At 65.3% G+C, this 24769-nt stretch carries 25 protein-coding genes and 1 pseudogene; 18 read left to right on the forward strand and 8 right to left on the reverse strand.

Going from position 1 to position 24769, the window contains the following annotated elements:
- Positions 1–8 precede the first annotated feature (8 nt).
- Both BMG03_RS07640 and BMG03_RS07645 read right to left on the reverse strand, forming a co-directional pair.
- The gene (locus BMG03_RS07640; protein ID WP_075774368.1) at positions 9–641 is read right to left on the reverse strand and encodes a hypothetical protein; all 633 of its coding nucleotides are present in this window, start codon (positions 639–641) and stop codon (positions 9–11) included.
- A 112-nt stretch (positions 642–753) separates the two neighbouring features.
- Positions 754–1404 (reverse strand): TetR family transcriptional regulator C-terminal domain-containing protein, encoded by a 651-nt coding sequence (locus BMG03_RS07645; protein ID WP_199224627.1) that lies wholly within the window; start codon positions 1402–1404, stop codon positions 754–756.
- Positions 1405–1604: 200 nt separating this feature from the next.
- Here BMG03_RS07645 and aptA point away from each other — a divergent pair, with 200 nt between their 5' ends.
- A complete protein-coding gene (gene aptA / locus BMG03_RS07650; RefSeq protein WP_075774369.1) occupies positions 1605–2930 on the forward strand; it encodes an omega-aminotransferase AptA in 1326 nt (441 codons plus the stop codon).
- 125 nt (positions 2931–3055) lie between these two features.
- On the opposite strand, the gene BMG03_RS07655 is transcribed toward aptA, so the two are convergent.
- Positions 3056–3637 (reverse strand): VOC family protein, encoded by a 582-nt coding sequence (locus tag BMG03_RS07655; RefSeq protein WP_075774370.1) that lies wholly within the window; start codon positions 3635–3637, stop codon positions 3056–3058.
- A gap of 176 nt (positions 3638–3813) precedes the next feature.
- Here BMG03_RS07655 and BMG03_RS07660 point away from each other — a divergent pair, with 176 nt between their 5' ends.
- Entirely contained in the window at positions 3814–4677 is an 864-nt protein-coding gene (locus BMG03_RS07660) for a hypothetical protein (protein ID WP_075774371.1), read from the forward strand.
- Between the two features lie 4 nt (positions 4678–4681).
- On the opposite strand, the gene BMG03_RS07665 is transcribed toward BMG03_RS07660, so the two are convergent.
- Positions 4682–5344, reverse strand: a complete 663-nt coding sequence (locus tag BMG03_RS07665; RefSeq protein WP_075774372.1) for a TetR/AcrR family transcriptional regulator — start codon at positions 5342–5344, stop codon at positions 4682–4684.
- Between the two features lie 127 nt (positions 5345–5471).
- Between BMG03_RS07665 and BMG03_RS07670 the strand changes: the two genes are divergently transcribed.
- The 8 genes and pseudogenes from BMG03_RS07670 (at position 5472) to BMG03_RS07705 (ending at position 12930) form a co-directional block, all read left to right on the forward strand.
- The gene (locus tag BMG03_RS07670; RefSeq protein WP_075774373.1) at positions 5472–6722 is read left to right on the forward strand and encodes a Zn-dependent hydrolase; all 1251 of its coding nucleotides are present in this window, start codon (positions 5472–5474) and stop codon (positions 6720–6722) included.
- A 102-nt stretch (positions 6723–6824) separates the two neighbouring features.
- The gene (gene hydA / locus BMG03_RS07675) at positions 6825–8276 is read left to right on the forward strand and encodes a dihydropyrimidinase (RefSeq protein WP_075774374.1); all 1452 of its coding nucleotides are present in this window, start codon (positions 6825–6827) and stop codon (positions 8274–8276) included.
- 6 nt (positions 8277–8282) lie between these two features.
- Positions 8283–8704, forward strand: a pseudogene (locus BMG03_RS07680) (VOC family protein).
- The gene (locus BMG03_RS07685; RefSeq protein WP_075774376.1) at positions 8701–9489 is read left to right on the forward strand and encodes an ABC transporter ATP-binding protein; all 789 of its coding nucleotides are present in this window, start codon (positions 8701–8703) and stop codon (positions 9487–9489) included. The pseudogene BMG03_RS07680 and the gene BMG03_RS07685 overlap by 4 nt, the downstream one beginning before the upstream one ends.
- A gap of 101 nt (positions 9490–9590) precedes the next feature.
- Positions 9591–10454, forward strand: coding sequence for an ABC transporter permease (locus BMG03_RS07690; RefSeq protein ID WP_075774377.1), 864 nt, complete (start codon positions 9591–9593; stop codon positions 10452–10454).
- Complete coding sequence (locus BMG03_RS07695; protein WP_075774378.1) at positions 10451–11299, forward strand: ABC transporter permease; 849 nt, start codon at positions 10451–10453, stop codon at positions 11297–11299. The genes BMG03_RS07690 and BMG03_RS07695 overlap by 4 nt, the downstream gene beginning before the upstream one ends.
- Positions 11300–11370: 71 nt before the next feature.
- Positions 11371–12357 carry an ABC transporter substrate-binding protein gene (locus BMG03_RS07700; RefSeq protein WP_075774379.1) on the forward strand — a complete coding sequence of 329 codons (987 nt, stop codon included), beginning with the start codon at positions 11371–11373 and terminating at the stop codon, positions 12355–12357.
- 108 nt (positions 12358–12465) lie between these two features.
- Complete coding sequence (locus BMG03_RS07705) at positions 12466–12930, forward strand: hypothetical protein (RefSeq protein WP_075774380.1); 465 nt, start codon at positions 12466–12468, stop codon at positions 12928–12930.
- A 44-nt stretch (positions 12931–12974) separates the two neighbouring features.
- Here the strand turns inward: BMG03_RS07705 and BMG03_RS07710 are convergent, their stop codons facing one another.
- Positions 12975–14138 (reverse strand): mechanosensitive ion channel family protein, encoded by a 1164-nt coding sequence (locus BMG03_RS07710; RefSeq protein WP_075774381.1) that lies wholly within the window; start codon positions 14136–14138, stop codon positions 12975–12977.
- 169 nt (positions 14139–14307) lie between these two features.
- Here BMG03_RS07710 and BMG03_RS20700 point away from each other — a divergent pair, with 169 nt between their 5' ends.
- The 6 genes from BMG03_RS20700 to BMG03_RS07735 all read left to right on the forward strand — a co-directional run bounded on the left by BMG03_RS20700 (position 14308) and on the right by BMG03_RS07735 (position 20717).
- Positions 14308–14475: a hypothetical protein gene (locus BMG03_RS20700; RefSeq protein ID WP_157771568.1), complete on the forward strand. Its 168-nt coding sequence runs from the start codon at positions 14308–14310 to the stop codon at positions 14473–14475.
- Positions 14476–14550: 75 nt separating this feature from the next.
- On the forward strand, positions 14551–15909 hold the full coding sequence (locus tag BMG03_RS07715) for a helix-turn-helix transcriptional regulator (protein ID WP_075774382.1): 1359 nt from the start codon (positions 14551–14553) through the stop codon (positions 15907–15909).
- A 51-nt stretch (positions 15910–15960) separates the two neighbouring features.
- Positions 15961–16356, forward strand: coding sequence for a response regulator transcription factor (locus BMG03_RS07720; protein ID WP_075774383.1), 396 nt, complete (start codon positions 15961–15963; stop codon positions 16354–16356).
- Positions 16356–16697 carry a hypothetical protein gene (locus BMG03_RS07725; protein ID WP_244271013.1) on the forward strand — a complete coding sequence of 114 codons (342 nt, stop codon included), beginning with the start codon at positions 16356–16358 and terminating at the stop codon, positions 16695–16697. Before BMG03_RS07720 ends, BMG03_RS07725 begins: the two co-directional genes overlap by 1 nt.
- Position 16698: 1 nt before the next feature.
- On the forward strand, positions 16699–19425 hold the full coding sequence (locus BMG03_RS07730; protein WP_075774384.1) for an ATP-binding protein: 2727 nt from the start codon (positions 16699–16701) through the stop codon (positions 19423–19425).
- An 89-nt stretch (positions 19426–19514) separates the two neighbouring features.
- Positions 19515–20717, forward strand: a complete 1203-nt coding sequence (locus BMG03_RS07735) for a FliM/FliN family flagellar motor switch protein (RefSeq protein ID WP_157771569.1) — start codon at positions 19515–19517, stop codon at positions 20715–20717.
- 63 nt (positions 20718–20780) lie between these two features.
- On the opposite strand, the gene BMG03_RS07740 is transcribed toward BMG03_RS07735, so the two are convergent.
- Positions 20781–21281, reverse strand: coding sequence for a DUF6691 family protein (locus BMG03_RS07740; protein WP_075774386.1), 501 nt, complete (start codon positions 21279–21281; stop codon positions 20781–20783).
- Positions 21281–21706, reverse strand: coding sequence for a YeeE/YedE family protein (locus tag BMG03_RS07745; RefSeq protein ID WP_075774387.1), 426 nt, complete (start codon positions 21704–21706; stop codon positions 21281–21283). The genes BMG03_RS07740 and BMG03_RS07745 overlap by 1 nt, the downstream gene beginning before the upstream one ends.
- Positions 21707–21904: 198 nt before the next feature.
- On the opposite strand from BMG03_RS07745, the gene BMG03_RS07750 reads away from it, so the two are divergent.
- Positions 21905–22243 carry a TraR/DksA family transcriptional regulator gene (locus tag BMG03_RS07750; protein WP_075774388.1) on the forward strand — a complete coding sequence of 113 codons (339 nt, stop codon included), beginning with the start codon at positions 21905–21907 and terminating at the stop codon, positions 22241–22243.
- A 155-nt stretch (positions 22244–22398) separates the two neighbouring features.
- Positions 22399–24396, forward strand: a complete 1998-nt coding sequence (locus BMG03_RS07755) for an enoyl-CoA hydratase/isomerase family protein (RefSeq protein WP_075774389.1) — start codon at positions 22399–22401, stop codon at positions 24394–24396.
- 27 nt (positions 24397–24423) lie between these two features.
- Here BMG03_RS07755 and BMG03_RS07760 read toward each other — a convergent pair whose 3' ends face one another.
- Positions 24424–24639: a hypothetical protein gene (locus tag BMG03_RS07760; RefSeq protein ID WP_075774390.1), complete on the reverse strand. Its 216-nt coding sequence runs from the start codon at positions 24637–24639 to the stop codon at positions 24424–24426.
- Between the last annotated feature and the right edge of the window lie 130 nt (positions 24640–24769).

Raw genomic sequence — 24769 nt, forward strand, 5'->3', positions numbered from 1 at the left:
GCAGGGGCTTAGCGAGTCACGTCGAGGTTCGGCGCGACCTGCGGGGGCACCTGAGACCAACCCTCCTGAGGCGCGCTGTTCCGAGTATCGGGCGGCGCGTCTTTTTTCTCTGCCGTCTGTAGCGCAGTCTCCGGATGGAACTCGGCAGCGTCGGAGGTTTCGGCCTCTTTCTTCGCCGTCGATGTGTCGGCGAGCGGGGCGGTGACAATCCGTACCGGCTCAGGCGCAGGGCCCTCCGGGGTTGGCATAAGATCAGGTGCCGCCCAGAGTGCTGCCGCCTGCGCTTCGAGCGGCGTGACCTCGAAGGTCGGGATCGGGCCGGTCAAGGCGTCGGGATCGGGACGTGCACCCCCATCGCTCATGCCAAGTGCGCGGGATGATTGGTTCAAATCCTCCGCGCCCCGATCCTGGCCATCCTCTTTCGACGCATCGGCGCTGCGCGCCGCGTGCGCCTCCAGGGCCCGCACTTGCTTCGCGCGATCCTGCGACGTCTGGGTGTCTACGTTTGCGCCGAGGCCGCCGTTCGTATTGGCCGCATCCGCAGGCGCCTCCACCTTGCTGGCAGGCGCTGTTTTCGGGGCCGCGACCGTCAATAGAGGCGACCACCCGATCTGAGGCATCAACCCCGAAATCCGGTCCATTCCGAGCTCCATTTTCTTGCGCCCCCACGCATGCTCAAACTGCGTCGAGGGTGTTACCAGACCGTTAAGATCCGGCGGAAACTTCGGAAATGGTTGCGGAAGGCTTAACCGCTCAGGGCGCCAGAAGCCGCGCGAAGAGCAGGTCTAGGAAGGGGGCGGCCCCTTCCAGCGGCTCCTTGCCCGGGCCGAGGACCGCGCGCACCTGCGTGTCGAAATCCGCGTAATGCTGGGTGAGCGCCCAGATCGAGAAGATCAGGTGGTGCGGATCGACGGGCGCGAGGCGGCCCTCGGCGATCCAGCCTTCGATGATCCGCGCCTTCTCGTCCACCAAGGTCTTGAGATCGGTGGATAATTCCGCGCCCATACGCGGTGCGCCCTGCAGCACCTCGTTGGCGAACAGTCGACTTTCGCGCGGCATTTCGCGGCTCATCTCGAGCTTGCGACGCATGTAGCGCATGATTTCCTCACGCGGCTCGCCCTCGGCGGAGATCGCGCGCAGCGGCGCGAGCCAGATATCGAGAAGCCCTTCCAGAAGTGCCTCGTGGATCGCCTCCTTGGAGGGAAAGTAATAGAGCACGTTCGGCTTGCTCAGCCCCGCTTCCGCCGCGATCTGGTCGAGCGTCGCACCCCGGAAGCCATGCGCGGAAAACACGTCCAGCGCCGCCTCGAGAATCTTGCCGCGATTGACCTTCTGAATCCGGGTCAGCGGGCGCTTGCCGTCGTCGTCGCCGGTGAAGTCGCGCGGTTCGAGGTCGTCTGCCAAGTATTCGTCTCCCAATGCGTCGTTTACGTTAACCGAAGCGTGACTGCAGGATCAATCGCTACAGGCAGGAGAGCGCGCTATAAACGCCAGGTGAAGGCCGCTTGACTGGTTCCCAAGCTGTGCTAGCGTGAGTCTGACCGTTCGGTCAAACTAGACATCCCGGCCGCGTTCCGACCCGGCCTTCCGACCGGAGTTTTCCCATGGCGCTCGACCGCAAGTCCCCCAATGATCTCAACGCTTTCTGGATGCCTTTCACGGCGAACCGCCAGTTCAAGAAGAACCCGCGCATGTTCGTGGGCGCGAAGGATATGCATTACACCACCTCCGACGGGCGCCAGGTGCTCGACGGCACGGCAGGCCTGTGGTGCTGCAACGCGGGCCATTGCCGCCCGAAGATTACCGAGGCGATCCAGAAACAGGCGGCCGAGCTCGATTACGCGCCCGCCTTCCAGATGGGCCACCCGATTGCGTTCGAGCTTGCGAACCGCATCCTCGACATCGCGCCCGACGAGATGGCGCATGTGTTCTACACCAACTCCGGCTCGGAATCGGTCGAGACCGCGCTGAAACTCGCCATCGGCTATCACCGTGCGCGCGGCGACGGGGCTCGCACGCGCCTGATCGGGCGCGAGCGCGGCTATCACGGCGTGAACTTCGGCGGTATCTCGGTGGGCGGCATCGTCACCAACCGTAAGACCTTCGGTCCGCTCGTGCCGGGGGTCGATCACCTGCCGCACACCCATCTGCCCGAAGAGAACCGTTGGTCGAAGGGCTGCCCCGAGCATGGTGCGCATCTGGCCGACGACCTCGAGCGGATCATCGCGCTGCATGGCGCCGAGACCATCGCTGCCGTCATCGTGGAGCCGGTGGCGGGCTCGACCGGCGTGCTGCTGCCGCCGAAGGGCTACCTGCAGAAGCTGCGCGACATCACCAAGAAGCACGGCATCCTGCTGATCTTCGACGAGGTGATCACCGGCTTCGGGCGCACGGGCGCGGCCTTCGCTGCCGAGAAATACGGCGTCGTGCCGGACATGATCACGACCGCAAAGGGCCTGACCAACGGCGTAATCCCGATGGGCGCGGTACTGACGACGGCCGAGGTCCACGACGCCTTCATGAACGGCCCCGAGCACATGATCGAACTGTTCCATGGCTACACCTATTCGGGCAACCCGATCGCCGCCGCGGCCGGGATTGCGACGATCGAGACGTATCGCGAAGAGGGGCTGTTCGAGCGGGCCGCCGAGCTCGCTCCCTATTGGGAAGATGCGCTTCATTCGCTCAAGGGCGTGCGCAACGTGATCGACATCCGCAACGAGGGCCTGATCGGTGCGGTCGAACTGGAGCCGATCGCGGGCGAGCCCACGAAGCGCGCCTTCTCGGCCTTCCTGAAGGCCTATGAGAAAGGCATCCTGATCCGCACGACCGGTGACATCATCGCGATGAGCCCGCCGCTGATCATCTCGAAAGAGCAGATCGACCAGCTGCTCGGCACGCTCAAAGAGGTGCTCGAAGAGGTTGAGTGATCGGGCTCAAGCCTAGATGACAAGACGGCCGCGCAGGGATTGCGCGGCCGTTTCTCGTTGCGGGTTGATGCGCGGCCCGGGGCTAGTCGCCCCGCGCCATTCTGACGTCCGAGACGGCGCGTCGCTCAGTACGGGTTCTTCGCCCCGCGATCCTCGCTCAGCGATTGCTGCGAGCGCTCGACGATCATCTCGATCGCGTCGGCGAGATGTTCCTCACCGATGGCATTGTCGCCGCGCGCCACCCGGATGCGATGCGCCTCGATCATGACCTCGGCATGGGACGTTCCGCGCGGCGGTTCGAACTTGTAGGTGGCCAGCTCGATCAGGAGTCCCAGCGGATCCTTGAAATATATCGAATCCATAAAGCCGCGATCCTTCACGCCGGAATGCGCGATTCCGCGCGCATCGAGTCTTGCCACGACCTGCCGATGCGTCGCCATCGAGACATTGAAGGCTAGATGATGCACGCAGCCCGGGTCGGTGGGCGTGCGGTCATGAACAGGCTTGCGGGTCTCGTTCGTGAAGATCGTGATCAGCCGCCCGTCACCCGGATCGAAATAGAGATGCCCTTCGTCGGCATTGTCGAGATTGGGCTGATCGAAGATGAACGGCATCCCCAGGACACCCTCCCAGAAATCGATGGAGCTCTGCCGATCCGCGCCGGTCAGCGTGATGTGGTGAACCCCCTGAACCTGCATCTTGCGCATGTCGTCCTCTGCCTGAATTGCCTCTCGATCAAGATAACCCGTGCAGCGCTCAGGTCTAGGAACAGGATCTGTGCGGGGCCGCGCGAAACCCCGCCGAGCGTCGCCACGCAGCGCTGCGCGAGCTTGTCGCGGCGCGGGGGTGAGCTATGGTGCGCAGCGATGCCCGGAGACTCGCGATGCTGCGCCTGACCTTTGTTCTCGCCCTGATATGCCCGCTGCCGGCCATGGCCGAACTGGTGCCGTGTGAAACTTCCATTCGCGGCAAGACCTATTCCTACGTTTACGACGCGGACAATGCGGCGCTGAAGGAAAGCCGCTCGCTGCGGGAAAAGCTCTTCGGCGAGAAGGGGGAGGTAACCTGCCCGGCACTGGTCACGCTGCGGGCGCTGACGCCCGAAATGGACGACAAAAGCCGCGCCCCGTTCTGCCTGCAATGGGACAAGGAGGCCGAGACCTATCTGGGCTACGACCGCGGTGAGCGCGACGCCTACGGGCTCTGCCGCAAGCCGTCGAAAAGCATCTGCGAGCGCCTCAAGGGGACTGCAAAGGCCGCCGGCGATCTGCGCGACGAGGCCGAAAGCGCCGTGGGCGACGCGGCGAGCAAGGTTCTGGGCAAAAAAATCGGCGGTATGATCGTGTCGGATCAGGCCGGCAACCTGCAAAAGAAGCTGCGCGATGCGGGCCTCGGCGTGCTGGCCGGAGCCTCGGCGCCCGCTCTTGCGGCCACCGCGGTCGTCGTCGGTGGCGCGATTTACATTTGTTCGGATACCGGCGCGGAGGCGGTGGGGCTCGAAGCCGACCCGGTCGAGCCGATCTCGGATGGGAAGGAGCTGCTGGGCTCGAAACTGCCCAAGACGCATCTGCCCGCAGGCGTGGCCGGTGCACCGATGCGCCCGGTCGAGACCGAGACGCTGCCAGCCGCGCCAGACGCAAATGCGCCGGATGCGTCGGAGGGGGCTTCGCAATCGCCCGCACCGGCGAGCTCCAACGCGGCACCCGTCGGCGCGCCGGATATCACCGCCGATCCGGCAGCGAACTGAGCGATCAGCTCACGCCGATCCCGCGCAACACGATGCTTTTCACGCAGGTCTTCGCGTCTTCCCACTGAGCGTCGCTCAGCGGGGCGCCGCCGTTCAACGTCTCGATCTGATGCGAGAAATCGGCATAGTGCTGGGTGGTGGCCCAGAGCATGTAGAGAAGGTGATGGGGATCGACCTTGGCCATTTTGCCTTCCGCGATCCAGCGCTCGATGATGACCGCGCGGCCCTCGGTCCAGTCGCGGAGCGTGGTCTCGAGGTAGTCCTGAATGACCGGCGCGCCATGCATCACCTCCGACGCCCAGACCTTCGAGCCGTTCGGGTGATTGCGCGAAATCTCCATTTTGGCGTCGATATAGGCACCGATCCCCTCGGCGGGGCCGCTTGCCGCGTCGAACACATCCGCCGCTTCCAGCCAGATGTTGAAAATGCGCTCTACGACCCGGCGATAGAGCGATTCCTTCGTCTCGAAATAGTAATGGAGATTGGCTTTCGGCAGCCCCGCCACATCCGCGATCAGTTGCATCGTGGCGCCGCCGAATCCGGCCTCCGCGAAGACCCGCTCGGCAGCTTTCAGGATCGACTCTTCGGTAGCGCGCCGGGCCTCGGCCCGACTGCCGCGGCTCGCTTGCCCATTTTTTGAGCGCCTGCCGCTCTCATCATCTTTCATTCGAACTGCGTCCTGATTTTTGTTGACCGAATGGTCAGACCGTGGCCCACTCAACCTGACCATACGGTCAGAAAAAGATTCGTCGCAAGAGGGGATAACCCCCACGCAGCCGACAGGGAGTAATGAAATGTCAGCACCCGGAGAAAACCTCCGCATCAATCCCGATCGCCTTTGGGACAGTCTCATGGAGATGGCCAAGATCGGTCCCGGCGTCGCCGGGGGCAATAATCGCCAAACCCTTACCGATGCGGATGCCGAAGGCCGCGCACTGTTCCAGAAATGGTGCGAAGAGGCCGGCATGACGATGGGCGTCGACACGATGGGCAACATGTTCGCCACCCGCGCAGGCGAAGACCCCGATGCGCTGCCGGTCTACATGGGCAGCCACCTCGACACGCAGCCCACGGGCGGTAAGTACGACGGCGTCCTCGGTGTGCTCGGCGCGCTGGAGGCGGTGCGCTCGATGAACGATCTGGGCATCAAGACCAAGCACCCGATCGTCGTGACCAACTGGACCAACGAAGAGGGCACGCGCTTCGCCCCGGCGATGCTGGCCTCGGGCGTTTTCGCGGGCGTTCACACGCAGGACTGGGCTTACGATCGCGAGGACGCGGAAGGCAAGAAGTTCGGCGACGAACTGAAACGCATCGGCTGGGTAGGCGACGAAGAAGTCGGAGCGCGCAAGATGCATGCGATGTTCGAACTGCATATCGAGCAGGGCCCGATCCTCGAGGCAGAGGGCAAGGATATCGGCGTCGTCACGCATGGGCAGGGCCTCAGCTGGACCCAAGTGACGATCACGGGCAAGGACGCGCATACCGGCTCCACCCCGATGCCGATGCGCAAGAATGCGGGTCTCGGAATGGCGCGCGTGCTGGAACTGGTCGACGAGATCGCCTGGTCGCACAAGCCCCACGCGGTGGGCGCCGCGGGCCATATCGACATCTACCCGAATTCGCGTAACGTGATCCCGGGCAAAGCCGTGTTCACCGTCGATTTCCGCTCGCCCGATCTGAGTGTGATCCAGGACATGGAAAAGCGACTGCGCGAGGGAGCGAAGAAAATCTGCGACGAGATGGGCCTTGAGGTGGAGTTCGAGAAGACCGGCGGGTTCGACCCGGTCACGTTCGATCCGACCTGCGTGAGCGCCGTGCGCAGCGCAGCCGAGCGTCTGGGCTATTCGCATCGCGACATCATTTCGGGCGCGGGCCACGATGCCTGCTGGATCAACGCGGTCGCCCCGACGGCGATGGTGATGTGCCCCTGCGTCGACGGGCTGAGCCATAACGAGGCCGAGGATATCTCCAAGGACTGGGCGAGCGCGGGTGCCGATGTGCTGTTCCACGCCGTGCTGGAAACCGCGGAAATCGTAAGCTGAGACGGGCGGAGCAGGGGGCGCGGCCCCCTGAGGCGCTCGCGCGCCCAGCCCCTGGAATACTTGAAATAATCGAAGGCGGAAGACCTTCGTGGGAGGTAAAACATGACCAAAGTCATCAAGAACGGAACCATCGTCACCGCGGATCTGACCTATAAGGCGGATGTGCTGATCGACAGCGGCAAGATCATCGAGATCGGCCCGAACCTGAAAGGCGACGAAGAGATCGACGCGACCGGCTGCTATGTGATGCCGGGCGGGATCGATCCGCATACCCACCTGGAGATGCCCTTCATGGGCACCTATTCCAGCGACGATTTCGAGAGCGGTACCCGCGCCGCGCTGGCCGGCGGCACCACGATGGTCGTCGATTTCGCGCTGCCCGCACCGGGCGAGGGCCTGCTGGAAGCGCTCAAGCGCTGGGACAACAAATCGACGCGCGCGCATTGCGACTATTCTTTCCACATGGCGATCACCTGGTGGAGCGAGCAGGTCTTCAACGAGATGAAGCAGGTCACTGAGCGCGGCATCAATACCTTCAAGCACTTCATGGCCTATAAGGGCGCGCTGATGGTGAACGATGACGAGCTTTATTCGAGCTTCAAGCGCTGCGCCGAGCTGGGGGCGATCCCGTTGGTTCATGCCGAGAACGGCGACGTCGTGGCCGAACTGTCTGCGAAGCTGCTGGCCGAAGGGAATAACGGCCCCGAGGGACACGCCTATTCGCGCCCGCCGCAGGTCGAGGGCGAGGCCACCAACCGCGCGATCATGATCGCCGATATGGCAGGCGTGCCGCTCTATGTCGTGCACACCTCCTGCGAGGAAAGCCACGAAGCGATCCGCCGCGCCAAGATGCAGGGCAAGCGCGTCTGGGGCGAGCCGCTGATCCAGCACCTCACGCTCGACGAGTCCGAGTATTTCGACAAGGATTGGGATCACGCCGCGCGCCGCGTGATGTCGCCGCCCTTCCGCAACAAGCAGCATCAGGACAGCCTCTGGGCCGGTCTCGCCTCGGGCTCGCTCTCGGTCGTGGCGACCGATCACTGCGCCTTCTCGACCGAGCAGAAGCGCTATGGCGTGGGCGATTTCACCAAGATCCCGAATGGCACCGGCGGTCTGGAAGACCGGATGCCGATGCTCTGGACCTATGGGGTCGAGACCGGCCGGATCACGATGAACGAATTCGTGGCCGTCACCTCGACCAACATCGCGAAGATCCTCAACGTCTATCCGAAGAAGGGCGCAGTTCTCGTCGGCGCGGATGCCGACCTCGTGGTCTGGGATCCGGAGGCGACCAAGACGATCTCGGCCGAGACCCAGCAATCCGCCATCGATTACAACGTGTTCGAAGGCAAGGAGGTCAAGGGCCTGCCGCGCTACACGCTCAGCCGCGGTGTCGTCGCCTGGGCCGATGGCAAGATTCACACGCCCGAGGGCCACGGCGAATTCGTCGCCCGCGATCCGGGCATGCCGGTGACCAAGGCTCTGTCCACCTGGAAAGAGCTCACCGCGCCGCGTCCGGTGGAGCGCAGCGGTATCCCGGCGACCGGGGTATAAGGCGCTATGGCGGCCCCGGTCAGTTCCGGCGTCTTGGAGGCTGCGGTCTATGTCGAGGATCTCGACAAGACCGAAGCCTTCTACGGCGGGCTGCTGGGGCTTGATCGGATAACCCGTCGAGACGGGCGACATGTCTTTTTTCGCTGTGGCGACAGCGTGATCCTGACCTTCATCGCTCAGGCCACGCGTGAGCCACCCGATCCCGAGGCGGCGCTGCCGGTCCCCCGCATGGTGCGGTCGGACCCGGGCATGTATGCCTCGCGGCGGACGCGGAACAACTCAACGAATGGGAACGACATTTGAGGGACAACAACGTGGAGATTGAGGCCGACTTCTATTGGCCGAACGGGGCGCGATCGATCTATCTGCGCGACCCGGCGGGAAATAGCGTCGAGATCGCGGACAAAACCCTGTGGAGGCGCGGATGACGGACGCACCGGTAATTCAGGCCCGCGGGCTCGACCTGACCTTCCAGACCAATGACGGTCCGGTTCACGCGCTCAAGGATATCGATCTCGATATCGAGAAGGGCGAATTCGTGAGCTTCATCGGCCCCTCGGGCTGCGGCAAGACCACCTTCTTGCGCTGCATCGCGGCGCTGGAAACGCCCACGGGCGGGGCGCTGACCGTGAACGGAATCTCGCCCGAGGAAGCCCGCAAGGCGCGTAGCTACGGCTACGTGTTCCAGGCGGCCGGGCTTTACCCTTGGCGCACGATTGCGGGAAATGTGAAACTTCCGCTGGAAATCATGGGCTATTCCAAGGCGCAGCAGCAAGAGCGCGTTGAAAAAGTGCTCTCTTTGGTGGATCTCGAAGGCTTCGGGAAGAAGTTCCCATGGCAGCTTTCGGGGGGGATGCAGCAGCGCGCCTCGATCGCGCGGGCGCTGGCCTTCGACGCCGAGATCCTGCTGATGGACGAACCCTTCGGCGCGCTGGACGAGATCGTGCGCGACAAGCTCAACGAGGAGCTTCTCAAGCTCTGGTCGGCCACGAACAAGACGATCGGGTTCGTGACCCACTCGATCCCGGAAGCGGTGTATCTCTCGACCAAGATCGTGGTGATGTCGCCCCGTCCGGGTCGCATCCACGAGGTGATCGAGAGCACGCTGCCGAACGGCCCGCGTCCGCTCGATATCCGCGACAGCGAGGAATTCCTGCATATCGCACACCGGGTGCGCGAAGGGCTGCGAGCGGGGCATGCCTATGATGAATGACGCTATGACCCCGACCCCGGAAGGGGGGCTGTCTGCCCCCTCAGGCTGCGCCATTCACTCCCCGAGGATATTTCGGCCAAGCCGACGGGGAGGGCGGTCTCATGAAAATGGTGGCACCCGTTCTGACGGTTCTGGCCGCGATCCTGCTGCTTTGGTACGCCGCGACCGTCTGGATGAATTCGCAATGGACCTACGACCAGGCCGCACGGGCCGGAGAAGAGGTCACGTTCTCCGAGCTTGTCACCGACACGCTGACCCAGAAACGTCCCGTGCTGCCCGCCCCGCATCAGGTGGCTGTCGGGCTTTGGGAAGGCGTGGCCGGGCAGAAGATTACTTCCAAGCGGAGCCTCGTCTTCCACGGCTGGATCACGCTGTCGGCGACGCTTGCGGGCTTCGCACTCGGCACCGGTCTGGGCATTCTGCTGGCGGTGGGGATCACCCATAGCCGCGCGATGGACCTGAGCGTCATGCCCTGGGCGATCGCGAGCCAGACGATCCCGATCCTCGCCATTGCGCCGATGGTGATTGTGGTGCTGGCGAGCCTCGGGGTCACGGGGCTACTGCCGAAGGCGATCATCGCGGCTTATCTCAGTTTCTTCCCCGTGCTCGTCGGCATGGTGAAGGGGCTCCGCGCGCCCGATCACATGCAACTCGACCTGCTGAAGACCTATAATGCGAGCCAAGGCGCAACCTTCTGGAAGCTGCGGTTGCCGTCGTCGATGCCTTACCTCTTCGCCTCGCTGAAAGTGGGCGTGGCGGCGAGCCTCGTCGGCACGATCGTGGCCGAACTGCCGGCGGGCGCGACCCGAGGGCTTGGCGCGCGGCTTCTGTCGGGCAGCTATTACGGGCAGACGGTGCAGATCTGGTCCGCTCTGTTCGCGGCGGCGGCGCTGGCTGCGATCCTCGTGGTGGTGGTCGGCATCATCGAACAGATCACGCTCAAGCGGATGGGGATGGTGCAATGAGCTGGCTTATTTTCGCAATCGTCTTCTGGCTGGCGGCCTGGGCGCTCAACACCTGGCTTGCCCGCCATCATGGCTCGGAGCGTTGGGCGCGTTTCCTGATCCCGGCCTTGTTCGGCATCACCCTCCTGCTTCTGTGGGAAGGTCTGGTTCGAGGTCTGAATATCAGCCCGGTGATCCTGCCCGCGCCGAGCCAGATCGCGGCGAGCCTGATGGCCTCGACTGCGGTGCTGCGCGAGGATTTCGTGCAGACCATCCTGAAAGGTGCGCTGTCGGGCTATGTCATCGGCTGTGGTGCCGCCGTGGTTGTGGCGATCCTGATCGACCGCTCGCCCTTCCTGCAACGCGGGCTTCTGCCGATCGGGAACTTCGTCGCGGCCCTGCCGATCGTCGGGATCGCGCCGATCCTCGTGATGTGGTTCGGCTTCGACTGGCAGTCCAAAGCGGCGGTCGTCGTGGTCATGGTCTTCTTCCCCGTCCTCGTGAACATGGTGGCGGGGCTGGCGGCCACGAATGCGCTGCAGCGCGACCTGATGGCGACCTATTCCGCAAGCTATTGGCAGGGGCTTTTCAAGATGCGCCTGCCTGCGGCGATGCCCTTTCTCTTCAACGGGTTGAAGATCGCAACGACACTGGCTTTGATCGGTGCGATCGTTGCCGAATTTTTCGGCAGCCCGACAAAAGGAATGGGGTTTCGCATCTCGACCGCGGTGGGGCAGCTTGATCTGTCGCTCGTGTGGTCGGAAATTACCGTTGCGGCCCTCGCGGGCTCGGGCTTCTATGGGCTTGTCGCCCTGATCGAGAAGCTGGTGACTTTCTGGCACCCGTCGCAACGGGCCCGGACTTAAGGGCAAGGAAGAGCCTGAGAAAAACCCAAAATCCCGGGCGTAAAGATCCGGGGCCAACAGTGGAGTGAAAGATGAAGAAACTGATCGCAGGGGTGGCGGCTAGCCTCACCATGGCGGGGGCCGCCTGGGCCAACGAGGACGTGACGCTGCAGCTCAAATGGGTCACGCAGGCCCAGTTCGCAGGCTACTATGTCGCGCAGGACAAGGGCTTCTACGACGATGCGGGTCTCAACGTGACCATCAAGCCGGGCGGCCCCGATATCGGCCCCGAGCAGGTGATCGCCGGCGGCGGCGCCGATGTCATCGTCGACTGGATGCCGGCGGCGCTGGCCGCGCGCGAGAAGGGGCTGCCGCTGGTGAATATCGCCCAGCCCTTCAAGAAGTCAGGCATGATGCTGACCTGCCTTAAGGAAAGCGGCATCAAGACCCCCGAGGACTTCCCGGGTCATACTCTGGGCGTCTGGTTCTTCGGGAACGAATATCCGTTCCTGAGCTGGATGAACCATCTGGGCATCTCCACAGAGGGTGGCGACGATGGCGTGACCGTTCTCAAGCAGGGCTTCAACGTCGATCCGCTGCTGCAAAAGCAGGCGGCCTGTATCTCGACCATGACCTATAACGAGTATCTGCAGGTGCTCGAAGCCGGGATCCAGCCGGACCAGCTCGTCACCTTCAAATACGAAGACGAGGGCGTGGCGACGCTCGAGGACGGCCTCTACGTGCTCGAAGACAACCTCAAGGACCCGGCCTTCGTCGACAAGATGGCGAAATTCGTGAAGGCCTCGATGGAAGGCTGGAAATACGCCGAGGCGCATCCGGAGGAAGCCGCGCAGATCGTGCTCGACAATGACGAGACCGGTGCGCAGACGATGGAGCACCAGCTGGGCATGATGAAAGAGGTCTCGAAGTTGACCGCAGGCTCGAACGGCACGCTCGATCCCGCGGATTACGATCGCACCGTCGATGTTCTGATGTCGGGCGGCTCGGACCCGGTTATCACCAAGAAGCCGGAAGGCGCCTGGACCCATGACGTGACCGACAAGGCTGGCCTCGAATAAACGCGGCCCTGTTGCTGATGACGAAGCCCTCCGGTGCGCCGGAGGGCTTTTCCATGTTCGCGGTTTCTTAAGGGGAATCGGCTTTGGTGGGCGGCAGGAGGCAGTCGCATGGCCGATCGATCAATCACCGCGCAACGTGCGCGGGCTCGCGCCCGGGCTCGCAAGCGCCAGCAGCGCACGCACCCGGCCCTGACGGCGCTCTACTCGATCTTCGTGATCGGGTTTGCGGGCGCGCTGTTCTACCTCGCATGGAAAAGCCAGTTCGCGGCCCCGCCGAGCTATCTCTTCGATACGCCCACACAGCCGATCGAGGCGGCCTATTGCCTCGCGGTGGTGCGGGGACTCTCGGGCGGAGGAAGCGGTGGCTATGTCGGAGAGGCGCAGGATTTCTGGCTGGAACGCTTGTTGGAATTCAGCGGCGACGTCGCAGGCAATATCGCGAAGGGGGAAGATGCGCTGGGACGTCATCTGGTCGGCAGGCCCGTACCGGATCGCCAATGGCTCGTCGATGCGATGGACAAATGTTCCAACCGTGCGGTGAATTACGGGGCGCATTTCGACGCGTTCGATTAGCGCGGAGATACGTGGACTCGAAGGAAGGCGCTTGAGAAACCTGTTCAGGGAGAGGGCGCGTCACTTGGTGGCGCGTCAGCCGAGGACGCCTCACCTGCGGGCCCCCCGAGGAATGCAGCTTCGGCCGGGGACAGATCGGCCCGGGTTCGGGGCAGGGCGTGCGGCATCTCGGCTTGAATCCACGCCACCAACTCCTCGCGGATATGGCAGCGCAGATCGAAGGTGCGCGGACCGTTGCGGGCGGAGGCGAGGATACGCACTTCCATTACCCGCTCGCGGAAATCGGTGACTTGCAGCGCGAAGACCTTGCCGTCCCACAATGGATCGGCACGGGCGATCTCTTCGGCTTTCGCGCGGATGGCGGCGATGTCGGCCGTGTGATCGAGGTAGATCATCACGGTGCCGATCAGTTCTGCGCTTTCGCGGGTCCAGTTCTGGAACGGCTGTTCGATGAAATAGCTCAGCGGCACCACCAGCCGCCGCCAATCCCAGACGCGGATGACGACATAGGTGGACGTGATTTCCTCCACATTGCCCCATTCGCCTTCGACGATTAGCGCGTCGTCGATCCGGATCGGTTGGGTCAGGGCAAGCTGGATGCCAGCGAAGAGGTTCTTCAGTACCGGTTGCAGCGCAAGGCCTACCACAAGGCCCGCCGCGCCACCCGCCGCGAGGAGCGACACGCCATATTGGCGTACGGCGGGGAAAGTCATCAGCGCCGTGGCGACCGCGATGATCACGATCATCACCTTGGCCACGCGCATCAGGATGCGGGTCTGGGTGACGTGCTTGCGCGCCAGCAGGTTGTCTTCCGCGTCGAGCTTGAAGCGTCGCAGATGGATCGTCGTCCAGATGTAGAGTGCGGTATAGGCAATCCATGCCAGACAGAGGATCAGCGCGACCAACAGGATATGCGTGATTGCACTGGTGACCGCAGCGCCGGCCGGGGCGACCCCGTTCGCGAGGCCGAGTGCCACGATCAGCAGTATCAGCCGCATCGGTCGCGCGCCGCGCGCCATCAGCGAGCGCCAGAACAGATCGCGATCGGCCACCGCGCGAGTGAGCGCCGTGAACACCACCCGGAACAGCAGCAGAGCGAGCAGCGCCGCCGCGACATAGGTGATCAGCGCCACCGCCCAGTCCGGCAGGAATTTCTGCGCCGTATCGATGGCGCTGGCCAGTTCGGTCTCGATCGTATCGGGCTCCATCCGCGTCTCCGCAATGCCATGCCTTTTTGCTGCGTTGCCGCATTGATGATGGCGCTTCGATCTGCGCTGTCAAATCGGCCTGGACATTGACGCAGATCATCGAGGCCGAAAGGCGGGAATGTAGAATGACATTCGGGAAAACATCCCGTTTCGAGCACTGGAGGAAGCTATGAGACATCGCTTTTCTGCAACCATCGCGCAGCTTGCAGCCCTATTCGCGCTGGTCGCCTTCGCGGGCTGTACGCAGCTTGAGCGCGACATCGGGGAATGCGAGCCGGGCGTCGCGGGGATGTCCGGTATGGCCACGGTCGCCCCGTCGGGCGTGGGAACCTGCTGAGCGGCGTGTAAAGCGCTGTAAAATGATTTTCTTCTCCTGCACTTGCCTGTAAAAGCGAGGGCAGGAGTATTGCATATGGCCCGTTCCGCACTCACTGGCACCCGCATTCGCGAGCGGCGCACTTCGCTCGGTTTGAAACAGGCTGACCTCGCGCGGGCCGCCGGAATTTCCGCCGCCTATCTCAACCTGATCGAGCACAACCGCCGCCGCGTCAGCGATGCCTTGATCGAGCGGATCGCGAGCGCGATGGGCATTGATCCGGTCACGCTGGGCGAGGGGGCGGAAGGGGCGCTGTTCGCAGGGCTGCGCGAGGCGGCGGCGTCGGTGGAGCTGGCCGAGGCCGGCGAGGCTGGCAGCGCCGCGACTGTCAGCCAGCTTGCGCCCGACCTCGACCGGATCGAGGAATTCGTGGGCCGCTTTCCCGCCTGGGCCGCGCTTCTGGTGAACCGTCAGGCGCGGCTGGCCGAATTGGAGCGCGTCGTCGAGACCTATGCAGAGCGCATGGCCCAGGACCCGTTCCTGCTGACCTCGCTCCACGAGGTGCTCTCGGCTGTGACGTCGCTGCGCTCTACCGCTGCGATCCTTGTCGAGACCGAGGATATCGAGCCGGAATGGCGCGCGCGGTTTCTCAACACGATCCAGGAGGAAAGCCTGCGCCTTTCGGGGACGGCAGAGGCCTTGGTCGGCTATCTCGACGAGATGGAAACCGCCGAGACCGGTCTGTCCTCGCCGCAGGAACAGGTGGAGGCGTGGCTCGAGGCGCGTGGCTGGCATTTCCCGGAACTCGAGGGGGACGGGACCGATCCGGCCGAGCTGATCGCGGGCGCGCCGGAATTGGCCTCCGCGGCGGCTCGGGAATTGGCGCGCAACCATCTGCGGCGGCAGGCGGAGGATGCGCGTGCGCTGCCGCTCGATCCGCTGCTGGCGGCGCTAGCCGAGCTCGGGCCCGATCCGGGGGGCTTGGCCGCGCGCTTCGCGGTGCCGCTCGCGCAGGTGTTGCGGCGGCTCGCGGCGCTGCCGGCGGGCGCGCCGGGCTTGGGGCAGCCGGGGCTCGTGATCTGCGACGGCTCGGGCACGCTGACCTTCCGCCGCGCAGCGCCCGGCTTCCTGTTGCCGCGCTTCGCCGCCGCCTGTCCCCTCTGGCCGCTCTACGAGGCGCTCGCGCGTCCGATGCAGCCGATCCGGGCGCTGGTCGACATGGCCGGGCGGCTGCCGCAACGCTTCCTGACATATGCCGTCTCCGAACCGCGCCCGACCGGCTTCGACGGACCCGTGCTGATGCGCGCGACGATGCTGATCCTGCCCGCGCCGCCGCAGAGCTCCGATGCCCCGGCGCGCCCGATCGGTGCGTCGTGCCGTATTTGCCCGCGTGGCGACTGTCCGGGGCGGCGCGAGCCCTCGATCGTCGCGGATGCATCGGCGGAGCGGGCGTGAGGGTTTGACAGGGCGCGACACGGTGGCGATAGTCGGGTGAGGGGGATGGCTATGGCGCAAAGACAGGTGCTGTTGATCGAGGACGAGCCGCATATCGCGGAAGCGATCCGGTTCATCCTGACGCGTGCCGGCTGGACGGTGTCGGTGCTCGAAGACGGCGCGCGGGCAATGGCGCGCATCACCGGCGATCCGCCCGATGCAATCATCCTAGATCTGATGCTGCCGGGGCGGTCCGGTCTCGAAATCCTTGCCGATATGCGCGCGGATGCCGCGCTGCGTGATCTGCCGGTTCTGATGCTCAGCGCGCGCGGGCAGGGGCGCGACCGCGATGCCGCGACCCGCGCCGGGGCGACGGCCTTCCTCGCCAAACCTTTTGCCAATGGCGACGTGCTCGATCAGCTCGAGGCGATCACCGGCGGGGGCGCGGCGCGCCGGGAGCCCGCCTGATGCCGCAGACGGGCCAGCCGCTCTTTCTTGCCCGCCGTTCCTATCGCCGCCGCCGCCTGATGGATGCGGCGCGGCTGTTGCCGCTCGTCGGGCTCGTGCTGATCCTGATCCCGGGCCTGTGGCATCCGGCGCAGACCCCGATGCCCGATACCGGTCGTGGAGGGCTCTACCTGTTCGGGGTCTGGATCGCCCTGATCGTCGCGGCCTTCGCGATCGCCCGCGGGCTTGGCCCGGTGCTCGATGCAGAGGATGTGGCCGAAGGCACGGCCAACGCGGACGACGACCGGATGGACGCCGACTCCACACGCCGCGCGCCGGACGCGCCGCCGCCGGAGGGCTGAGATGCCCTTCAATAATCTCGTCGCGGTCTGCCTGACCTATGTGATCGTGCTCTTCTCGGTGGCCTTCGTCGCGGAACGCCGTGCAGAGCGCCGCCGTCTGCGCTTTCTGCGCTCGCCGGTGATCTACACGCTCTCGCTCTCGATCTACTGTACCGCATGGACGTTCTACGGCGCGGTCGGCTACGCGGCGCGCTCTGGGCTGGAATTCCTGACCATCTACCTCGGCCCGACGCTTGTCTTCGTCGGCTGGTGGTGGGTGTTGCGCAAGCTCGTGCGGATCGGGCGCACCCATCGCGTGACTTCGATCGCGGACCTGATTTCCAGCCGCTACGGGAAATCGAACACGCTGGGCGTCATCGTCACGCTGATGTCGGTCGCCGCCGCCACGCCTTATATCGCGCTGCAGCTGCAATCGGTGACGCTGAGCTTCGGCGTCTTCGCCGCCGGGACGCCCGAGGGCTGGGCATTGCCCGACCAAGGGGCGACGGCGCTGTGGATCGCGGGCGGGCTTGCGATCTTCACAATTCTCTTCGGCACCCGAAACCTCGATGCGAACGAGCGGCACCATGGCGTCGTCACCGCCATCGCGCTGGAGGCGGTGGTGAAGCTGGTCGCGCTGGTCGCGGTGGGCGTTTTCGTCGTCTGGGGCCTGGGCGGCGGGCCGATGGATATGCTCGCCCGGATCGACGCGTCGAAAATCGCGGAGTGGAATCTCAACCCGGGGCGCTTCGCTGGTCTGACCTTCGTCTCCGCCGCCGCGATCCTGACCTTGCCGCGTATGTTTCAGGTGCTGGTCGTGGAGAACGTGGACGAGCGGCACCTCGCCACCGCAAGCTGGGCCTTTCCGGCCTATCTGATGCTGATGAGCCTCTTCGTCGTGCCGATCGCGGTGATGGGGCTGGAGCGTATGCCCGAGGGCGCGAACCCCGATCTGTTCGTCCTCACGCTGCCGCTGTCCGAAGGGCAGGGGAAGCTGGCGCTGCTGGCCTTCTTGGGTGGGTTTTCCTCGGCCACGTCGATGGTGATCGTCGCGGCGATTGCGCTCGCGACAATGGTCTCGAACCATATCGTGACGCCGCTTTGGCTCGCGCTGCGCAGGGAAGGGCCGCGCGCCCAGGGCGATGTGCGCGGGCTGGTTCTGGCCTCGCGCCGGGTCTCGATCATCGCTGTGCTGGCGATGGGCTATGCCTATTACCGGATGTCGGGGGGTTCCGAGGCGCTGGCGGCGATTGGCTTGATCGCATTCGTCGGCGCGGCGCAGGTTTTGCCAGCGTTGATCGGCGGCATCTTCTGGCGCGGCGCGACCCATGTGGGCGCGGCGGCGGGGCTGGTGATCGGCTTCGCGCTCTGGGCCTATACGCTGTTCCTGCCGTCGGTGGGCGATGCCGGGCTGATACCGCAGATCGTTCTCGATCACGGCCTCTTCGGGTTCGAATGGCTGCGCCCGCATGCTTTGTTCGGGATCGCGGGGCTCGACCCGCTGCTGCATGCGCTGTTCTGGTCTCTGCTGTTCAACACGCTGGCCTTCCTGATCTTCTCGATGCTGTCCTTCCCCGGCCCGATGGAGCGGCTGCAGGGCGTGGCGTTTGTCAATATCTACGACCAGAGCCCCGCCGCGCGATCTTGGGTGCAAGGCGGTGCCGAGGCCGAGGACCTGCTGTCGATGTCGCAGCGCATTCTGGGCGCCGAGCCTGCGCAACATTTCTTTCAGGCGCAGGCGGCGGGGCAGGGCAAGGCCGGGTTCCTGCCCGACACCACGCCCGATTTCCTCGCCCGACTGGAGCGGAAGCTGGCAGGCTCGGTCGGTGCCTCGACGGCGCATGCGATGATCGCGCAGCTCACCGGGGGCACCTCCGTGTCGATGCAAGATCTGATCGCGGTGGCGGGCGAGACGGCCGAAGCGAAGGAATACACCGCGCGGCTAGAGGCGAAATCCGAGGAGCTGGCCCGGGTTGCGCGTGCGCTGCGCGAGGCCAATGACAAGCTGCAGGATCTGTCGGTTCAGAAGGACAGCTTCCTCAGCCAGATCAGCCACGAGCTACGCACGCCCATGACCTCGATCCGGGCGTTTTCCGAGATTCTGATGGAGCCCGATCTGCCGGATTCGATGCGCGCGCAATATGCCGAGATCATCCATGAAGAAGCGCGCCGCCTGACGCGTCTGCTGGATGATCTGCTCGACCTGTCCGTGCTGGAAAACCGTCGCGCGCAGCTCAATGTCTCGGTCGCCAATCTGCACGACCTGATCAACCGCGCGGTGCAATCGGCCTCCTCGACGCGGCCCGAACGGACATTCCGCATCGAGCGCGATTTCCCGACCGAGCATATGCCGATCTTCACCGATGCCGACCGGTTGGTTCAGGTCATGATCAACCTGATCTCGAACGCGCGGAAATATTGCGATGCCGAGAAGGCGGTGCTGCGGATCGAAGTTAAGCGCCGCGGCAAGCGGGTGCAGATCGATTTCATCGACAACGGCGCGGGGATTCCGAAAAAGAGCCAAAAGCTGATCTTCGAGAAATTCGCCCGCTTGACCGACCAAAGCCGCGCCGGTAGCGCGGGGCTCGGGCTCGCGATTTGCCGCGAGATCATGTCCAATCTGGGCGGCACGATCGACTATGTGCCGGGGCAGGGCGGGGCCGCGTTCCGCATCACCCTGCCACTCCGGCGCAGTGATCTGCGCGCACCCTCCGACGAGGCTTCCGAGAGCGCAACGCTTTCACGCTAAGACGCGATCGCCGTAGCATTTGAAACGGTTTGTAAACCTCGACCTGCCAAAGCTGGGAAAGAGACCCCGAAAGCGGGCGGATGGAGGTCATGGTTCACGAGCGCGAGACATCGGTGCTGCGGCGTAAGACCGAGGCGGCGAAGACGGGTGCGGGCACGGCCCCGATCACGCCTGCCCGTGCGGTGACGCTCGCGCTGTCCAAGGTCGCGCAGGACAGGCTTGATCTACCGTTGCAGGTCACTGCGATCGAAGAGGTGATGCGGTCGCTCGCCGATTTGCCGGAGATGCTCGAAGACCTGTCACTGCTTGCGGTGATCGAAGGGCCGGCGGAGGCGCTCGGCGTCCTCGCCCTTCCGCCCGCCACTTTGGCGACGCTGATCGAGATGCAGACGATGGGGCGGTTCGGCAAGACCATGCCCGCCCCGCGGAAACCCACCCGGATCGATGCTGCGATCGCCGCCGATTTCGTCGATGCGGTGCTGGCCGAGATCGAGGAGGCCCTGATTAGCGAGCCGGCTATTTCATGGGCCGGGGGCTTCCGCTTCGCCTCGCATCTCGACGACCCCCGTCCGCTCGGCTTGCTGCTGGAAGATGTCAGCTATCGTGTCTGGACGGCAGAGCTCAGCTTCGGCGCGACGGGCGAACGCAGCGGCGGTTTCCTCTGGGCGGTTCCGCGCGAAGGGCGGGGCGCCGCAATGCGCCGCGTGGCCCCGGCGACGTGGGAGGATGCGAAGGGAACTGCGAGCCCGGAGGCCGCTTTCGTCCCTGACGACCCCGCGCGCGACTGGTCTGCCACGTTCGAACGCTCCATCCTCGCGGCTTCCGCGCAGCTTGAAGCGGTCCTGCACCGTGTGACCTTGCCGCTGTCCGCCGTGCTCACGCTGCGTCAGGGTTCCGAGATTCCGCTCCCGCAAGACGCTCTGGAGCGGATCGCGCTCGAGGCGGAGGGGCGGCGCAAGCTCTCGCTCGCGCGGCTTGGGCAAAGCCACGGCATGCGGGCGCTGAGGCTGTGTGACGCGGAAGCCGCGGGGGCTGCTGGCGCGCAAGGGGTGGGGGCGTTCGATGCCGGAGTGTCACCCTATGCGGAGGCGCCGACGCCGGACGATCTGCCCGGCCTGTCCCGCCTCGGCGACCCGTTCGATCCTGCTTACGACGCGGAAAAGGGGGGCATGCCGTTCAAGCCTCGGAGCCGCGCGGCTTGGTCGGGCTTGCCCCGGATATGGATTTCGGCGAGCCGCTCGATCTCGACACGCTCGCGCCATCGCAAGACGAGGAGGAGCTACCACCGCTGAAGATTCAGTCGGGCCTGTGACCACAGGCGCCCCGAAAGCTGCCGACGGAAGCGCGGTGTAGCCTTACGCGCCACGCGCCGCCGGGGGTGTGGGCGTCTCGTTGGTCCCGTTCTCGCAGGGCGGCACCTCCAGCGTGCTGCGATCCAGCATGCTCAGCCAGACTTTCGCCCGTGGCGCCAGCGCCATGCCGACCCCCATGGCGATCAGGAACAGCCAGCCTTCCCAGCCATTGAAGGAGAGCGAGCCCATCGCGGGGCCGGGGCACAGCCCGGCAAGGCCCCAACCCGCGCCGAACAGGAGCGATCCGAGCACGAGGTTGCGGTCCACCAGCCGCGGGAACGGCCCCGGCATCGGCGAGCCCAGCATCGAGGTTTCGCGCCGCTTCGCGAAGATCCAGACGAAGGCCATCACGCTCACCGCGCCGCCCATCACGAAGGCCAGCGTCGGGTCCCAGTCGCCGAACACGTCGAGCCAGCCCTGCACCTTTTTCGTGTCGACCATGCCCGCCACGAGGAGGCCCGCGCCGAACAGCCCGCCCGACAGGAACGCGAAGACGTTGCGCATCAGATCACTCCCAGAAAATGCCGGAAGATCACGAGGACCAGCGCGCCTCCCAGCAGGTAGAAGGCGGTGGCGACGATGCCGCGCAGCGAAAATCGCGAGATCCCGCAGACGCCGTGGCCCGAGGTGCAGCCGTTCGCGATCCGCGTGCCAAGACCCACCATCAGGCCCGCCGCGACGATGACCCAGACCGATGTCGTCATATGGGTGTCGACCGTCTTGTAGAGCGGCACGAGCAGCGGCGGCACCGCGATCAGCCCGCCGAGGAAGGCCACGCGTTCAGACACGGTTTCGCGGCCCGACCCATCGACGAGCCCGCCGACGATGCCGCTCGCGCCCATGATCCGGCCGTTGACCAGCAGAAACAGGCCGGCGCCGGCGCCGATCATCAGGCCCCCGACGAGGCCCCAAATCCAATCTTGATGCATGAGCTCTCCCCGTGCTCCATTTCGGATCGAACGGGCTCTCCGTCCGGAACCCGTCACGGTCCGGATGCTAGCCCTCGCGCCTGCGAGGGCGCAAGCACGTTGATATCTGCATATGTGCGTGAATGCGACCGGTTGATTTGCGTCAAAGCGAAGGAACGCTTGCCCGATTAGCTGGTTGTATCGATCAAGGAGGACAGGATGAAGTCAACTGAAACGCGCAAGAACGAACTCGAAGCCCGGCGGGCCCAACTCTCGGAGCGGATGGCACAGGTCGAATCCGAACTTGAGGGGCACGAGGAAAAGGATTGGGACGACGCCGCGATCGAGCATGAGAGCGACGAGGTTCTCGAAGACCTCGGCCAGTCGGCGCAGTCCGAGATGCGCGCGATCGATGCGGCCTTGGCCCGGATCGAAGCGGGCGAATACGGCTATTGCGTCACCTGCGGCGAGCGTATCGACGAAGCGCGGCTCGATCTGCTGCCTGCGACGCCGTTCTGCCGCGAGCACGCGCCGGGCGCAAAGGCGCCCCGCCAGTAACGTGAAGCGCATTCTTTGGACGGTGCAGGAGGAGCTCGATGCCCCTGCACCTCCCCTGTGGGAATGCGCGTTTTCCCTTTTGTTTTGAACCTGCTTCGCTTTAAACTTCGCGCGGCGGCGCATCGCACGGGATGTCCCGTCACAAGTGGGGGACGATGGCGAAACGGGTTAAATTCCGTACACAGGACGGGCTGGCTTGGCTGACGCTTGCAGCGCTTGACGATCAGGGCGCGCGGGCGGGTATCACCGCCGAGATGCGCCAGGCGATCGGCGGTGTGCTGGACCGGGTCGCGGGCGACAGCAGCCTTCGCGGTCTGGTTTTGCAGGGTGGGGCGTCGGGCTGGCCCTGTGCGCCCGATCCGCTGGAGGATTTCGACGAAATCTCGCCGCGCGCCGGGAAGGGCGACGCGGTGCCGAGCCTGTCGGAGCTGTGCCGTCGGCTCGGAGCGCTCGACCTGCCTGTGCTGGCGCGGCTCTCCGGCCGGATCGCGGGCGGTGCGATGGCGCTGGCGCAGGCCGCCGATCTGCGCATCGCCGATCCCGATACCTGTTTCGCGGCACCGGAATTCGCGCTTGGCGGCTTCGTCGGCGCGGGCGGTCTCGTGCGGCTTGCGCGGCGGATCGGTGGCGCGCGAGCGCTCGCGCTCGTGGCTGCCGGAGAAGAGGTAGAGGCTGAGCCCGCCCGGGCGCAGGGCCAATGCGACCTCGTGCTGGGCGCGACCGATCGCAGCCAGATCGCCGCCGCGCTCGATATGCTCATCGCCGAGGGCGTGCCGCGCACCGATACCGCGCTGGACGATCCCGCAGCCTATCTCAACGATCTCGCGCCGCTGCGTGCGCAGCTGGGGAAGGGGCCGCTCGCGCCAGTGGGTGCGCGGCTTTTCGAGGTGGTCGAGGGGGCGCTTTTGCTGCCGCTCGACGAGGCGCTCGATGTCGAGGCGGTGGCGTTGCAGGATTTGCTCGACGCGCCGCTGTCACGAGCCTTGCGTCACGCCGCCCGGGTCACGCGCCGCGCCGCTCATCTGCCCGGGGAAGGGCATCCCACCGCACCGCCGCCGTTGCGGATCGGTCTGTGGGATCAGCCCGCCGGGATGGCGGGGGGCTTGCTCGCCGCCGGGCACGAGGTGGTGTTCGGGGCAACCGATCCCGCCGCGATCGAGACCGCCTTCGCCGATATCGCGCGCAAGCAGGAAATCGCGGTGCAGAGCGGCAGCTTGTCGCCCGATATCCGCGAGGCCGATTGGGCGCGGCTTGGCGCGGCGATGACCCGCGAGGGACTATCTGGGTCGGATGCGATTATCGCGACGGGGACGGGGGCTTTCCCGGCCGCGCCGCTCAGCGCGCGCAATGCCGAGGACCTGCCCGAAGGCGCGGAGGAATTCGGGCTGCGCAGCACCGGCGATCTGTGCGAAATCGTGCCGCCCGACGGCGCGCTGCCTGCCGATCTCTACGCGATGGCAGGGTTGATGCGGCAGGGCGGGATGCAGGTTCTGCGCGGCGGTCCAGGCATAGGCGGCATCGCCGATCATCTGCGCCTGGCCTATATCGCTGCGGCAGAGCGGGCGGTGCTCGCAGGGGCTTCGGTCGCGCAGGTCGATGCCGCGATCCGCGAGGCAGGCGGCGCGCGTCCGCCGCTTGAACTGACCGATCGGCTGGGCATCGACGCCGTGCTAGAGGATTTCGCGCGGCTCCACCGTCCATTCGGTCCGCTGTTGAGTTTGCTCGCGCTCGATGCCGCGGCGAAAGGCGCGGGGCAAAAGGGCTTCTACGATTGGAGCGAGGACTCGCCACGCCCGGTGCCCGATCAGGCAGAGGCGCTGGCAGCGTTGCGCGACGAGGCGGGGATCGTGCCGCGTCGCCTGTCGAATGCGCGCATCCGCGCCCGGATACTGGCCGAGCTTGCCAATTGCGGCGCGGAGCTGTTGCAGCACGCGCAGGCGCATCGGGCCGGCGATATCGACGTCGCGGCGCGCCACGTGCTGGGCTTTGCGCCACAGATGGGCGGGGTGATGTTCGCCGCCGACCGCGCCGGGCTTCTCGCCACGCGCAAGCTGCTGCGCGAACTCGTCGAAGAGGGCGCCCCCGAGCCGGTCACGCTGTGGGATGTGTTGATCCGTAACGGGAAGTGCTTCGCCGATCTCGACGACGCTTGAGGCGAGGCGCCCGTCGGACGGGGCGCCTCAGCCGAGGAAGATGCCTAGCACCACCATCATCAGCCCGATCACCGACACGAACAGCGCGCCCATATTGATCGCAATGATCTTTTGCAGCCGTGCGCGCAGTTCCTCGTCGGGCAGGCCCGCGCGTTTGGCGCTCGCCACTTTGACGATGCAATAGAGGATGCCGAACAGCCCGATCACCGAGACGACGGCCCCTGCCCAGATCAGATTTTCCATTGCGGCCTCCGAAAGTTGCGCGCGCCTGCCTAGCCCGTCGCGGGGGGTATGGCAAGAAAAACGCGGGCGCCTGTGTGATCGCGGGAAATCGCACAGGAAAAATCGGCTTGCGGAACCCGCCGATCCGCGC

The sequence above is a fragment of the Thioclava nitratireducens genome, from assembly GCF_001940525.2.
In the GTDB taxonomy this organism is placed as follows: Bacteria; Pseudomonadota; Alphaproteobacteria; order Rhodobacterales; family Rhodobacteraceae; genus Thioclava; species Thioclava nitratireducens.

What these genes read in the sequence shown, in the direction of transcription:
- BMG03_RS07640 (WP_075774368.1), bottom strand. Translation starts at nt 641, where the DNA reads ATGGACCGGATTTCGGGGTTGATGCCTCAGATCGGGTGGTCGCCTCTA.
- aptA (WP_075774369.1), top strand. Translation starts at nt 1,605, where the DNA reads ATGGCGCTCGACCGCAAGTCCCCCAATGATCTCAACGCTTTCTGGATG.
- BMG03_RS07655 (WP_075774370.1), bottom strand. Translation starts at nt 3,637, where the DNA reads ATGCGCAAGATGCAGGTTCAGGGGGTTCACCACATCACGCTGACCGGC.
- BMG03_RS07660 (WP_075774371.1), top strand. Translation starts at nt 3,814, where the DNA reads ATGCTGCGCCTGACCTTTGTTCTCGCCCTGATATGCCCGCTGCCGGCC.
- BMG03_RS07665 (WP_075774372.1), bottom strand. Translation starts at nt 5,344, where the DNA reads ATGAAAGATGATGAGAGCGGCAGGCGCTCAAAAAATGGGCAAGCGAGC.
- BMG03_RS07670 (WP_075774373.1), top strand. Translation starts at nt 5,472, where the DNA reads ATGTCAGCACCCGGAGAAAACCTCCGCATCAATCCCGATCGCCTTTGG.
- hydA (WP_075774374.1), top strand. Translation starts at nt 6,825, where the DNA reads ATGACCAAAGTCATCAAGAACGGAACCATCGTCACCGCGGATCTGACC.
- BMG03_RS07685 (WP_075774376.1), top strand. Translation starts at nt 8,701, where the DNA reads ATGACGGACGCACCGGTAATTCAGGCCCGCGGGCTCGACCTGACCTTC.
- BMG03_RS07690 (WP_075774377.1), top strand. Translation starts at nt 9,591, where the DNA reads ATGAAAATGGTGGCACCCGTTCTGACGGTTCTGGCCGCGATCCTGCTG.
- BMG03_RS07695 (WP_075774378.1), top strand. Translation starts at nt 10,451, where the DNA reads ATGAGCTGGCTTATTTTCGCAATCGTCTTCTGGCTGGCGGCCTGGGCG.
- BMG03_RS07700 (WP_075774379.1), top strand. Translation starts at nt 11,371, where the DNA reads ATGAAGAAACTGATCGCAGGGGTGGCGGCTAGCCTCACCATGGCGGGG.
- BMG03_RS07705 (WP_075774380.1), top strand. Translation starts at nt 12,466, where the DNA reads ATGGCCGATCGATCAATCACCGCGCAACGTGCGCGGGCTCGCGCCCGG.
- BMG03_RS07710 (WP_075774381.1), bottom strand. Translation starts at nt 14,138, where the DNA reads ATGGAGCCCGATACGATCGAGACCGAACTGGCCAGCGCCATCGATACG.
- BMG03_RS20700 (WP_157771568.1), top strand. Translation starts at nt 14,308, where the DNA reads ATGAGACATCGCTTTTCTGCAACCATCGCGCAGCTTGCAGCCCTATTC.
- BMG03_RS07715 (WP_075774382.1), top strand. Translation starts at nt 14,551, where the DNA reads ATGGCCCGTTCCGCACTCACTGGCACCCGCATTCGCGAGCGGCGCACT.
- BMG03_RS07720 (WP_075774383.1), top strand. Translation starts at nt 15,961, where the DNA reads ATGGCGCAAAGACAGGTGCTGTTGATCGAGGACGAGCCGCATATCGCG.
- BMG03_RS07725 (WP_244271013.1), top strand. Translation starts at nt 16,356, where the DNA reads ATGCCGCAGACGGGCCAGCCGCTCTTTCTTGCCCGCCGTTCCTATCGC.
- BMG03_RS07730 (WP_075774384.1), top strand. Translation starts at nt 16,699, where the DNA reads ATGCCCTTCAATAATCTCGTCGCGGTCTGCCTGACCTATGTGATCGTG.
- BMG03_RS07735 (WP_157771569.1), top strand. Translation starts at nt 19,515, where the DNA reads ATGGTTCACGAGCGCGAGACATCGGTGCTGCGGCGTAAGACCGAGGCG.
- BMG03_RS07740 (WP_075774386.1), bottom strand. Translation starts at nt 21,281, where the DNA reads ATGCGCAACGTCTTCGCGTTCCTGTCGGGCGGGCTGTTCGGCGCGGGC.
- BMG03_RS07745 (WP_075774387.1), bottom strand. Translation starts at nt 21,706, where the DNA reads ATGCATCAAGATTGGATTTGGGGCCTCGTCGGGGGCCTGATGATCGGC.
- BMG03_RS07750 (WP_075774388.1), top strand. Translation starts at nt 21,905, where the DNA reads ATGAAGTCAACTGAAACGCGCAAGAACGAACTCGAAGCCCGGCGGGCC.
- BMG03_RS07755 (WP_075774389.1), top strand. Translation starts at nt 22,399, where the DNA reads ATGGCGAAACGGGTTAAATTCCGTACACAGGACGGGCTGGCTTGGCTG.
- BMG03_RS07760 (WP_075774390.1), bottom strand. Translation starts at nt 24,639, where the DNA reads ATGGAAAATCTGATCTGGGCAGGGGCCGTCGTCTCGGTGATCGGGCTG.